We start from the raw sequence: 12,715 nt of genomic DNA on the forward strand, positions 1-12,715 counted from the left end.
CTGGCTTATTTTAACCTTACTTACATTGTTTAGTTTTCAAGGAACACATGAGATACACTAAGACTTTTATTTTAGGAAGTTCTTCATCGCTCGTAAGCAACTTCTATATAGTAACATAACCACTTTCATATTGTCAACTTTTTTTTTAATATTTTATAAGTTTAAATAGTCGTGTTATTACTAGGCTTCTAAATGAAGGCATACATCTTAATTACGTATATGTAAATCGACTAGAATGAATATTTTTTATGTAGAAAAATATTAGCAGAGGTTATGATCCGTTAGACTTAAAGATTACAATTCAATTCTAACGACAATACCTCTCGCTAATTGCTATACATTTTCACAAGATTAACAATATGTAGTAATGTAGGTCTCACTCAATTCATCTAATACTCGCTTCATTTCAACTATGCTTTCATTAGTTAAATTATATTTAGCTAAATCATCACTATGTAACACCGAAGACAATTTTCCAATACGAGATAACAGCTCTAATTTTTCCATGTACTTAACTTACACCTCTATTTTTAAAGTCACAAGGCTTATTGTACCAACGAAAGCTTTTCTTGTAAAGAAAAAATTGGATAGATAAGTTTAAAGAAATTTTTGTACAGCACTACCATTGAGATAGTCACAGCGCTTCCCTTGCCAAGTATCGCGATCTACCAATGTCTTCTCAATGTCATCACGAATTTTCCACCAACCTGTCTGCCAATTCGTAAATAAAGTGTTTTTCTCTGGAGCTCGACCGATTAAGCGCTGTACTGCGATATCGGAATGTAAATATTCTAAAAAGGTTACTACTCTTTCTACATATTCATCTTTTGAAATTAGATTTATTTCACCTTTTTGATACCAGTCAGCCATTGTTGTATCTTTTACAATATACAATGCATGAAGCTTTACCTGATTGACTCCCATAGCTGACAATACTTTGGCACTTTCAATTACATCTAGTTCATCATCCCAAGGTAAATTCAATATGATATGAGCACAAACTTCAATATTATGCTTTTTAATCCGTAGCGTTGCATCCAGAAATTCTGCTAATGTATGTCCTCTATTTACTTTTCTTAATGAATGATAGTTTACAGTTTGAAGCCCTAATTCAATACTGATGTCAACATTTTTTACTCGGCTAATGTTTGACAACATTTCTAGATATTGATCATTCACACAATCTGGCCGAGTTGCCAGCGCAATACTCACTACATCTTCCTGACAAGCTTCATGAACATACTGTTCAAGTTGTTGCACCGGCAAGTAGGTGTTGCTAAAATTCTGAAAGTAAGGAATAAATTTCTTCGCCTTATATTTTGCTGCAATGTGAACACGATTTGCTGCAATTTGCATTGCTACAGTCATAGAAGCAGGTAAGTTTTCATATCCAGCACCAATTTCGCCACAAAATACACATCCTCCCTGTCCACAACTGCCATCACGATTAGGGCAAGTAACAGGTAAACTGACAGGCAATTTATATACCTTTTCACCATAACGTTGGCGGAGAAAATCTGAATAAGCGTTATAGCGCATGATAATCCCGCCCTTCAATTTTCTTAAAGTCATCACATGCAATATATTGATATTGAGTACTATCCTGTCCATACGAAAAGAGTATGGGCTTTTTCCTGTAACTAATCTTACCTGGCTGTTTTATGTATTCCAGTAGGTCAATTGAAAAAACTTCAATACGATATTTCTTTTTAAGATCCCGCCAAGTAGTGAAGATATAATCAGGTATGTAGTTACGCACCACATTTGCATTGCGCCAAAACTCATTCTTTTCTTCCATCCATTGATCTTGATTCCAAGACAAAAACTCTGGTTGTATTGTGCCTTTCTCACTCATAAGAGCATCAAACTTTAAAAATTCCTGGCATATGCTTCTCTCTTTTTCATGGTGAATCGAACAAAAATCTAATAAGTATTTAAAGATTGACTTACTACTATGAGCGACTAAATGCAGCTGTTCCTCCTCCCAATAGGTGGATAAATCATGGTAAAAATGAAAAGCATTACCGCCGTGCAATCGAATTAAAAAATCTAACGTATACTTGAAGCGTCCTGTATTATACACCTGATTAAAAACTTCTTCTACTATTTTAAGTTTTCTTACTTCCCCATAAGGTAAACTATCATTACTTAATACTTCATAAGGTGCTTCATCCAAAAATACGTAGCCGCATTCATTGGCAATATTACGAAGCCCAGCCCCTTTTAACATTTTTAAAAAACCGATTTGCAGCATATGTGGTCGTAGTTGATAGACGTCATTAAACGACTGCCCGAACTGTGTATAATTTTCATAAGGTAGTCCTACAATTAAATCTAAATGTACATGAATATTTTGATTTGAAATAATACGCGTTACGTGTTCAACGATTTTAGACCAATTATTATGCCTGGAAATTTTATTAAGTGTAGGTTCATAAGTAGATTGAATACCAATTTCAAATTGAAATCTTCCTGCAGGTACGTCTTTTAAAAATGTCAATACCTCATCATCTAGAAGATCAACAGCAATTTCAAAATGAAAATTAGTACGACAATCTTGCGTTGCTAAAAAACGTAATATAGGTAAATAGTGTTCTTTCTTAGCATTAAAAGTCCGATCAACAAATTTGACTTGCCTTACATTATGTCTAATAAAAAATTCTAATTCTTTGTATACACGATCTAAATTTAAAAAACGTACACCTGAGGTAGCACTTGATAGACAATACTGGCAAGAAAACGGACATCCTCGGGCACTTTCATAATAAATGATTTTATCTTTAAGATGCTCCATATCACTATCATAATAAGGAAAGGGTATTGTATTTACATTTCCAATAACTTGCGGCTTGCCCACAATAATTTCTTCCTTTTGGCGAAATGACAAACCTTCAATAGTATGAATCGTTGTATTAGAGGCTAGGGCCGTCAATAATATTTGAAGAGTTTCTTCTCCTTCTCCTTGCACCACATAATCGATCCCAATATTAGTTTTCATCACATCCAAAGGGTCATAGGATACTTCTGGTCCTCCCAATATAATGACCACTTTAGGTAATACTTTCTTAAGCAGACCAACCAATTTCAAAGTCATATCAATGTTCCATATGTAACAGGATAACCCAATAATATCAGGTTTTTCACTATAGATATCACTCAAGATAACAAGTAATTCATTATTAATTGTATATTCTTTTACCACAATCTCAGAATCCACTATGTTACAAGCCATTTTTAGATATTTCAAAGCTAATGATGAATGAATATACTTCGCATTCAACGTTGATAAAACTACTTTCACTATATAATCACTCCATATATATATATTCAAATATTAAGTTTCCTACTTATGGGTTATTCCCCTTTATACGCTCTTCTTTCCTTAATATTCACCACCTGCATGTGTTTTGAATACTATAAAATAAAAGTAACCTTTAAAGGAAGGTGCCATAATGCGGATAGTCATAGATGGACAAAAAGTACCTGTTAATGTCCGAGTTAGTAGAGACTTATTAATGACACTAAAAGCGATGTCACAAACACTTCATTGGCGGATCACTTATGACACAGCCAATGAATTAGTGTATATTTACTCCCCTAATTATGTAGCCCCTGGATCTTTAGATCGTCCTGCACCAGTGATCGATGAACCCGAAAGTCAACGTTTATTGGGTAAAATCATCTGTCTTGATGCTGGGCATGGCGGAAACGATCCTGGCGCTATTGGTCCATCCGGAACAATGGAAAAGGATAACACATTAGCAATCACATTACTTTTGCGGGATATGCTAGAAAATAATGGCGCAACAGTAGTATTGACTCGTGACAGTGATCGCAATGTGTCTTTGCCTGATGCTTCCGATGGAGAAGAACTTGCTGCCCGAGTAGAAATTGCCAAAGATTCAAATGCTGATATCTTCATCAGTATACACAATGATTCCTTTACCGGCAACACAGCTGTAGGGACCACTACTTTTCATTATGGTGATCCCCAATCCATCAAATTAGCTGCTCTTGTACAGAAAAACTTAGTAACAGAGCTAGGAACTAAAGACCATTCATCTCGATTTGCAAGTTTTTATGTTATTCGCTATACAAAAATGACCGCTATTTTAATCCAAGCAGCCTTTATTTCAAACCCAGAGGAAGAAGTTCTACTATCGAGTATTGATGGTAGAACGAAAATAGCTGAAAGTATTTTTCAGGGCATCGTAAACTTTTATAAAGTATAAGAAAGATATTTTTCCATATGCTATACAGGAATCTTAAACTATCTTGCTAATATATACAACTATATCTATATTATTCAAAGGAGTGTATACATGTTTAAAATGCTTCGAGTCCTTCCACTATCTCTTACTAGAATTAAGTACAGCAATACTAGCGGTGGCGCCGCTACTGGCGAAACCTCCCATGTGCCGCCTCGCAGTGAAATACCCGATCAATATAAATGGCATCTAGAAGATATTTATGCAAACGATGAGCTTTGGCAGCAAGATTTTAATACCTTAAAGAGCAGTTTAAAAGAAATCACTCAATATGCTGGTACATTAAAAAACTCATCTCAAGATTTATTAGCGTGCCTTAAAGAACGGGATGAGCTTGGTATAATCAGCGGCAGATTATATGCCTTTGCCCGTATGCATAAAGATGAAAATACATCGGACACCAAATATCAAGGGATGACAGGAAAACTAGAATCATTACTGGCAGAAGCAGGTGCAGCTACTGCATTTATTGAACCTGAAATATTGGCTTTACCTGATGAAACATTAACCACGTTTCGTCAGCAGGAAGAGGGATTAAAAGAATATAGTTTTTACTTTGATAACCTTGCCAGACAAAAAGAACATGTGTTATCTCCTAAGGAAGAAGCCATCTTATCCAGGGTTTCAGATATTACACAAGCATCTGAAAATACCTTTAACATGTTAGCACATGCAGATATGGAATTTCCACAAACAATTGATGAGCAAGGCCAAATGGTACAATTAAGCGAGGGACGTTATAGTCTATTTATCCGTTCCAGTGACCGAAATGTTCGTCAACAAGCTTTTACTAATTTGTTTACTACTTACAACCGCTACCGCAATACCTTTGCTTCTACATTAAGTGGAAATGTGAAACAAAATGTTTTTTATGCAAAAACCCGTAATTATGCCTCCACATTGGATTCTGCTTTAAAGGGTGACAATGTACCAACGGAGGTGTATGATAATTTAATAGCTACTGTCCACATGAATCTTGCCCCCTTGCATCGTTATGTCGCTCTTAAGAAGAAGTTTCTGCAGTTAACTGACATTCATATGTATGATTTATATACTCCCCTAGTTAAAGAGGTAAATTTCCCTTTTCCTTATGAGGAAGGGCTGAAACTGGTTTGTACGGCTCTTAAGCCTCTAGGTTCAGAATATGCCCAAATTCTAGATACAGGCTTAACTTCTGGATGGATCGATGTTTACGAAAATAAGGGAAAACAGACAGGTGCCTATTCCTGGGGAAATTATGGAACCCACCCTTTTGTATTACTCAATTATAATAATCGCTATGATGATGTCTCCACATTGGCCCATGAAATGGGGCATGCCATTCATAGTTATTACAGTCAGGAAAATCAGCCTTATGCCACTTCATCTTATACGATTTTTTGTGCCGAAGTTGCTTCCACTACCAATGAAATACTCCTATTACATCATATGCTTAATACCACAACAGATAAGAACATAAAACTCTATCTCATCAATCAGTATTTAGAGCAAGTACGAGCTACTGTTTACCGTCAAACTATGTTTGCTGAATTTGAAAAAATGATTTATGAAATATCCGAAGAAGGCGAAACTCTCACAGCAGATAGTTTCGATACGTTATGGCATGATCTTAATGTAGCCTACTATGGTTCTGATATCGTTGTTGACAAAGAATTAGGCATAGAGTGGGCAAGAATTCCACATTTTTACTCAGAATTTTATGTGTATCAATATGTTACAGGCTATTCTGCCGCCACAACCTTAGCGGATAAATTACTTAAGGAAGGGCAGCCAGCTCAAGAAAAATATATTAATTTTCTAAAAAGCGGTGGTTCTGATTACTCCCTCAATATTTTAAAGCAGGCTGGCGTTGATATGTCTTCACCAAAACCAATTGAAATAACATTAAATAATTTCTCGACCATGCTGGATCAAATGGAAAAGCTATTAACATAAATAGAAGCGTTATAAAAAAAAGACTGGATAACCAGTCTTTTTTTTATTAAGAGTATAGTTAACCAATGATATAAAAATACTATTATAATAGAGGTGATATTTTATGCAATTAATTAAACCTATGTTAGCTAAACCTGCTAAATTGCCACTTGATGATGCCCAATACAGTTTTGAGATCAAGTGGGATGGAATCCGTGCAATGCTTTACTATAACGCAGAACAATTAACCATAAGAAGCCGCAATTTAAATGATATTACACATCAATATCCAGAACTTCAACAATTGAAAAAGAAATTAATTCGGCAAAAAATTATACTTGATGGAGAAATTATTACATTTGATAAGAAAGGTCTACCTTCCTTTCCTATCTTACAACAACGCATGGGTCTTAGTTCCCTTACCGCTATCCATAGGAAAATGCTAGAAACACCTGTAACCTATATTATCTTCGATATTCTCTACTTTAACCAATCCCTATTAGAGCTTTCCTATATAAAACGCCGATCCCTTTTAGAAAGCTTACAGCTTTCAGATGCCAATTGGCAGACTCCAGCTTATCAACAAGGCAGCGGTAAAGAAATACTAGCCGCAACCTCTGCCTTAAACCTAGAAGGTATTATTGCCAAACGCTTAAACAGCACCTATATTCCTGGAGCACGCAGTGAAGATTGGCTTAAAATAAAAAATCAGTACCGTCAGGAATTAGTAATTGGTGGCTGGCTGCCTGGTCAAGGTCAACGTTCTGGAGGAATCGGTTCCCTGCTATTAGGCTATTATGATAGGACTCTCCAGGAAGCTAAAAAAGAAAATAAACCACAACACTTTCTTTATGCCGGAAAAGTGGGTACAGGCTTTACAAAAAATATGCTTCATAAACTTTATACCCTGCTTATTCCTCTGCATCGCAATACTAGCCCTTTTACCACAAATGAATTTCCTAATACAACCGTGTTCGTAGAGCCTCGTTTAGTCGGCGAATTTGAATTCACAGAATGGACACCGAATAACACCCTTCGTCATCCGTCATTTAAAGGTCTACGAAATGACAAAGCTGCCCATGATGTAGTACAAGAAACAAAGAACACGAACTCTATAACGATTTAATTCGTAAAAAGGAAGTGTATAATATGGCCAGGCCGATGTGGAGTGGCACGATCAGCTTTGGATTAGTCAATATACCAATCAAATTATTCAATGCTGTTAAAAAGAAAACACTACAATTTCACCAACTACGTAAAAGTGACGGCTGTCGTATCAAACTCAAGCGTGTTTGCAGCAATGACGGTAATGAAGTGCCAAAAGAAGAGATTGTCAAAGGTTTTGAAGTTGCACCAGAACAATATGTCATCATATCTCCAGAAGAAATAGAGAACGTATATCCAAAAAGTTCTCGTCGGATTGAAATTGCCGACTTCGTAGACTTAGAGCAAATTGATCCTATTTACTTTGAACATTCTTATTATCTTACTCCCGAAAAAGGGATGGAAAAAGCCTACTCCCTCCTCCTGATTGCAATGAAAAAATCACAAAAAACAGCAATCGCCAGCTTTGTCCTACGTAATAAGCAATATATTGCTGCCATTCGTCCAACTAACAATGTTATCACTTTGTCAACCATGTTCTTTTCCGATGAAATCATTTCTCAAGAAAAATTAGAAGATCTGCCAACTGAAGAGCATCAGCCAAATGAACGAGAACTTAGCATTGCATTACAGCTAATTGAATCTCTTTCAAGTAGTTTTACCCCTGAAAAATATCATAATGAATATAGAGAGAAGCTATTATCCATGATAGAAAGTAAAGCAGAAGGTCAAGTGATTACCCAGCAACCGATTATCGAGCAAGGCGGAAAAGTCGTTGATTTGATGGCAGCACTAGAAGCAAGCTTATCGGCTTTAAAGAAGAAAACGCCTACCAAAAGCAGGAGGAAAAAAGCACATGCCTAATCATACTGTCATGGAAATTAACAAACTGAATCTAGCACTTTCCAACTTAGACAAAGTTTTTTATACTGCCAGTAATTTTACAAAGGCACAAGTAATTGACTACTATATCCGTATTGCACCTGTTTTACTTCCTCACCTTATAGGTCGCCCACTTACTCTTAAGCGTTACCCTAATGGTGCAACAGCAAAGTTTTTTTATCAAAAAGAATGCCCATCCTTCCGCCCTAATTGGTTATCAACCGTACCGGTGTGGAGTGAAAGCAAGAAACGCAGCATCAATTTTTGTCTCGCCCAAGATCTGCCATCACTGATCTGGGCTGTCAATTTAGCTGCCATTGAACTTCATACTTCCTTATCACGCTCTGAAGATATACTCCGACCTACCATGTTAGTCTTTGACCTCGATCCTGGTCACCCAGCAACAATTGTACATTGCGCTGAGGTAGCTCTTACACTACATAGAATTTTATTAGAGAGCAACCTTAAAAGCTTTCCTAAAACATCTGGTTCAAAAGGCATCCAAGTCTATATACCTCTTAATACACGGACGATAACCTATACCCAAACTAAAGAATTTGCCCATACACTCGCAAAAATATTAGAACAACAGAATCCTTCCCTTGTCGTATCTAAAATGAAAAAAGATTTACGCAAAGGAAAAATTTTTATAGACTGGAGCCAAAATGACGATCATAAAACGACGGTTTGTGTCTACTCTCTACGAGCAAAAAAGTACCCTACCGTATCTACTCCAGTGACTTGGGAAGAAGTAGAAGCAGCGTATCTACAACAAGCTCCTGATCTACTCTCTTTCACTACCGATCAAGTATTAGAAAGAGTTCAGACAATGGGGGACTTGTTTGCACCTGTTCTTGAGCTTCAGCAGACACTACCGAACCTCAAGATCAAGAAAATGGTCTGAAATAATATTTCAGACCATTTTCTTACAAATTTAGCTTCAAACAGTCGGTCCAGCGCTAATCACCTCTGATGGTATAGAACTGCCGAATTTCAAAATATTCTTATTAAATAGTTGAGCCAATTCCTTTGCCTTGGAAAGGTAAGCTTCTTTATCCTGCCAAGTATAAATGGGTTTAAGAAGTTCGGTTGGTACTCCTGGACATGCCGTAGGGATATGTACATTAAAAATAGGGTCAAGTTCATACCCAATCTCATCCAGTTGTCCCTCAATCGCCGCCGTAACCATAGCCCTAGTATATGATAATTTCATGCGACTGCCTATTCCATAGGGTCCACCTGACCAGCCTGTATTAATAAGAAACACATTTGTATTATGCTTTTCCAACTTTTCTCCTAAAAGATTCGCATATGTCAAGGGGGATAATGGTAAAAAAGGTGCACCAAAGCAGGCTGAAAAAGTAGCTTCCGGCTTTGTAATCCCCAATTCTGTACCAGCTAATTTACTAGTATAACCTGATAAAAAGTGATACATAGCCTGTTCTTTATTCAATTTAGAAATCGGCGGCAAAACACCAAAGGCATCGGCTGTTAGGAATACAACGGTTTTCGGATGACCGCCTAAACCTGGAATACGGGCATTAGGAATAAAATTTACAGGATATGCAACCCGAGTATTTTCCGTAATGGCTTGATCGTCAAAATCCACGATTCTGCTTTTATCATCCATGATAGCGTTTTCCAGCACAGCGCCAAATTTTATAGCATCCCAAATTTGCGGCTCTGTTTCATGGCGCAAACCAATACACTTTGCATAACACCCGCCCTCAATATTAAATATGCCACTATCACTCCATCCATGCTCATCATCACCAATGAGCTGTCGATTGGGATCTGCAGATAACGTCGTCTTACCTGTACCACTTAAGCCAAAGAACAATGCGGTTTTCCCACCATTCCCCATATTAGCCGAACAATGCATTGACAAAATTCCCTGACGAGGCAGTAAGTAATTCATAACAGAAAAAATCGATTTTTTCATTTCCCCCGCATAATGGGTCCCACCAATTATAATCATTTTTTGTTCAAAATTAATCACTATAAATGCTTCGGAGTTAGTTGCGTCAATATCTGGAACAGCTTTAAATCCAGGCATACAACAAATGAGAAACTCATGGTTAAAATCTGGATTGATTTGATCTTGGCGTACTAATAATTGATGAATAAATAGATTTTGCCAAGCAAACTCATTAATAAATCTTACACTGGTATGATAGTTATCATCAGCTCCGGCAAATCCATCAAACACAAACAGTTCACGATTTGCCATATAAGCTAGCATACGATTATATAATTTTTCAAACTGCTCTACGGTAAATGCACGATTATTTTTCCAGTCTATATCATCATGTACGGATGGTGAATCTACAATAAATTTGTCATTAGGAGATCTCCCTGTATACTTACCTGTTGATACCCGTAAAGCACCCTTCTCAGTTAATATTCCTTCTTTTCGCCTTAAGGAAAATTCAACTAACTCTGTTGGTGTTAAATTCCACTGGACTTGAGCTGCACTTTGCAATATGTTACTGCTTTTCATGATATACTCCCCCTCATATGTAATTATTTTCACATAATAAAAAACTATTTTATCCATAACAATATATGGATAACTTTCTATTGTTATTCTCTGTGATAAAAATAATTCATAAGAAATCAACAATTTAATAAAGAATAGCAGCTATGTTATTTTATTTTGCGTTGTACCAGGACTTCGCCCAAATAACATGACTGCTACTCTTTATACTAAGATCAACTTAACATCAAAGGAAGTTTTACTTCATCTTATATAAGTCCCATCTATCCGGAATTTAGTCGCTCCTTACTCTAGTACATTGCGTCACCTAAAAGCAATGATAATTTTACAGTCTTTTTCCGCCCTGCCTTCGTTATCGTCACCTTGGTCGGATCCTCCCCTCGCTGATCGAAAAAATCCTTGCAAACTTATCCACTGTTTTAAATGACGTAATGTACTAGCATGAATTTAAAAAAGCGCTTCCATTGTAGATAGATACTCTTTTGTAGATAGATACTCTTTAGCCTTTATTCTTTTCTAATATATCGTTTATTACAAGAGACATTTCTTCTTTATCGCATACTATATTATGGCAAACAGGAGCTTTTTCCAAGGCTGCTAATGCTGGAGGTATAGACCAGCAACTTACCTGAGACAATTCATATAGCATAGAAAATTCATCATTTATATCACTATTCTTCGAATCCCTAATTGCATCTAACACACTCTCATTAAACTTAAACGGACTGGCAGTGGATACAATAACTTGCAGCGTCATATCTCCTGTTTGTTGGCGATATCGCTCTCCTACTTGCCAAGCTACTGCTGTGTGGGGATCAGCAACATACTGATATTTTTTGAAAACCTCTGTAATCTTTTCTAACGTTTTTACATCATCCACCCAATCCGCCCAGAAAATATCCTTAATACTCTCTAAATACCTTTCGTCTACACAATATTGTCCATTACGATTAAGTTCTTCCATCCAATTCTTGATTTGTACGGTGTCAGCATTTGTAATGTGATACAGCAAACGCTCTAAGTTACTAGAAATCAAGATATCCATAGAAGGAGACAGAGTTTTATGAAAAGTACGCAATTTATTATAAATTCCTTGATCAAGGAATTCGGTTAATACATTATTGCTATTGGATGCACAAATTAGTTTTCTAATGGGCAGCCCCATTGTTTTTGCATAATAACCTGCTAATAGATTACCGAAATTCCCAGTAGGTACGACAAAATTCACGGCTTCCCCTAATTGCAAGTGACCTTTAGCCAACAAATCAGCATACGCACTAAAGTAATATACAATTTGTGGTGCTAATCGCCCCCAATTAATTGAATTAGCTGATGATAGCTGAAAGCCTTTTGCAGCTAAATTCTCATTAAAGGAGGGATCATTAAAAATATTTTTTACACCAGTCTGGGTATCATCAAAGTTTCCTCTGACAGCCACAACAGAAACATTCCCCCCCTGTTGAGTAACCATCTGCAAACGTTGAATAGGACTAACCCCTTCCTCCGGATAAAAAACAATTATTTTAATTTGATCAACATTAGCAAATCCTTCTAAAGCTGCCTTTCCGGTATCACCCGATGTTGCCGTTAATATTACGATTTCAGCTTCTTCCTGGGTTTTACTCAAAGCTTTGGACATTAAATGAGGTAAGATTTGTAATGCCATATCTTTGAAAGCACTCGTTGGCCCATGCCACAATTCAAGTACAAAAGTATTATGATCAATCGCTGCAACAGGCGCAATAGCGGCATCATCAAACTTCTCAGTAGTATAAGCAGCAACAATACAGTTTTTTAGTTCTTCCTCACTATAATCAGTTAAAAATAGGCCTAAAACTTCAAATGCTCGCTCCTTATAGTCGAGATTTACCAGTTTAGCTAGCCACTTGTCATCAATTTTCGGCAGAACAGTAGGCACAAATAATCCACCATCAGCAGCAATTCCTCTTTTTATGGCCTCAGCCGCAGATAATATATCATTACTTCCACGAGTACTACAATACATAAACAAACTCCCTTTCCTCTAAAGCAAAGCCTTTTTTTATTTACT

Annotated in this window: 9 protein-coding genes; 5 read left to right on the top strand and 4 right to left on the bottom strand. The window is 36.6% G+C overall.

The genetic code is table 11. From position 1 onward, the window contains the following. Window positions 1-597: 597 nt before the first annotated feature. Together mnmL and LMF89_RS20555 are read right to left on the bottom strand one after the other, a co-directional pair. Window positions 598-1,539 carry a tRNA modification radical SAM protein MnmL/YtqA gene (gene mnmL / locus LMF89_RS20550; RefSeq protein ID WP_229536713.1) on the bottom strand — a complete coding sequence of 314 codons (942 nt, stop codon included), beginning with the start codon at window positions 1,537-1,539 and terminating at the stop codon, window positions 598-600. Then, a complete protein-coding gene (locus tag LMF89_RS20555; RefSeq protein WP_229536714.1) occupies window positions 1,529-3,301 on the bottom strand; it encodes a B12-binding domain-containing radical SAM protein in 1,773 nt (590 codons plus the stop codon). The genes mnmL and LMF89_RS20555 overlap by 11 nt, the downstream gene beginning before the upstream one ends. 151 nt (window positions 3,302-3,452) lie before the next feature. Here LMF89_RS20555 and LMF89_RS20560 point away from each other — a divergent pair, with 151 nt between their 5' ends. The 5 genes from LMF89_RS20560 to ligD (LMF89_RS20580) all read left to right on the top strand — a co-directional run bounded on the left by LMF89_RS20560 (window position 3,453) and on the right by ligD (LMF89_RS20580) (window position 9,072). Continuing rightward, window positions 3,453-4,232, top strand: a complete 780-nt coding sequence (locus tag LMF89_RS20560) for an N-acetylmuramoyl-L-alanine amidase family protein (protein WP_007954257.1) — start codon at window positions 3,453-3,455, stop codon at window positions 4,230-4,232. A 90-nt stretch (window positions 4,233-4,322) separates the two neighbouring features. Then, window positions 4,323-6,203, top strand: coding sequence for an oligoendopeptidase F (gene pepF, locus LMF89_RS20565; protein ID WP_229536715.1), 1,881 nt, complete (start codon window positions 4,323-4,325; stop codon window positions 6,201-6,203). A 103-nt stretch (window positions 6,204-6,306) separates the two neighbouring features. Further along, entirely contained in the window at window positions 6,307-7,308 is a 1,002-nt protein-coding gene (ligD, locus tag LMF89_RS20570; RefSeq protein WP_229536716.1) for a non-homologous end-joining DNA ligase, read from the top strand. A 23-nt stretch (window positions 7,309-7,331) separates the two neighbouring features. Next, the gene (gene ku / locus LMF89_RS20575; protein WP_229536717.1) at window positions 7,332-8,150 is read left to right on the top strand and encodes a non-homologous end joining protein Ku; all 819 of its coding nucleotides are present in this window, start codon (window positions 7,332-7,334) and stop codon (window positions 8,148-8,150) included. Next, window positions 8,143-9,072, top strand: coding sequence for a non-homologous end-joining DNA ligase (ligD, locus tag LMF89_RS20580; RefSeq protein ID WP_229536718.1), 930 nt, complete (start codon window positions 8,143-8,145; stop codon window positions 9,070-9,072). The genes ku and ligD (LMF89_RS20580) overlap by 8 nt, the downstream gene beginning before the upstream one ends. Window positions 9,073-9,108: 36 nt before the next feature. Here the strand turns inward: ligD (LMF89_RS20580) and pckA are convergent, their stop codons facing one another. Then, complete coding sequence (gene pckA / locus LMF89_RS20585; protein ID WP_007954265.1) at window positions 9,109-10,668, bottom strand: phosphoenolpyruvate carboxykinase (ATP); 1,560 nt, start codon at window positions 10,666-10,668, stop codon at window positions 9,109-9,111. Between the two features lie 496 nt (window positions 10,669-11,164). Then, complete coding sequence (gene thrC / locus LMF89_RS20590; RefSeq protein ID WP_229536719.1) at window positions 11,165-12,670, bottom strand: threonine synthase; 1,506 nt, start codon at window positions 12,668-12,670, stop codon at window positions 11,165-11,167. Window positions 12,671-12,715 lie beyond the last annotated feature (45 nt).

This window comes from Pelosinus baikalensis (assembly GCF_020819555.1).
Classification (GTDB): Bacteria; Bacillota; Negativicutes; order DSM-13327; family DSM-13327; genus Pelosinus; species Pelosinus baikalensis.

Coding starts and splice junctions, on each gene's coding strand:
- ligD (WP_229536718.1), top strand. CDS start 8,143: ATGCCTAATCATACTGTCATGGAAATTAACAAACTGAATCTAGCACTT.
- mnmL (WP_229536713.1), bottom strand. CDS start 1,539: ATGCGCTATAACGCTTATTCAGATTTTCTCCGCCAACGTTATGGTGAA.
- pckA (WP_007954265.1), bottom strand. CDS start 10,668: ATGAAAAGCAGTAACATATTGCAAAGTGCAGCTCAAGTCCAGTGGAAT.
- ku (WP_229536717.1), top strand. CDS start 7,332: ATGGCCAGGCCGATGTGGAGTGGCACGATCAGCTTTGGATTAGTCAAT.
- LMF89_RS20560 (WP_007954257.1), top strand. CDS start 3,453: ATGCGGATAGTCATAGATGGACAAAAAGTACCTGTTAATGTCCGAGTT.
- ligD (WP_229536716.1), top strand. CDS start 6,307: ATGCAATTAATTAAACCTATGTTAGCTAAACCTGCTAAATTGCCACTT.
- thrC (WP_229536719.1), bottom strand. CDS start 12,670: ATGTATTGTAGTACTCGTGGAAGTAATGATATATTATCTGCGGCTGAG.
- pepF (WP_229536715.1), top strand. CDS start 4,323: ATGTTTAAAATGCTTCGAGTCCTTCCACTATCTCTTACTAGAATTAAG.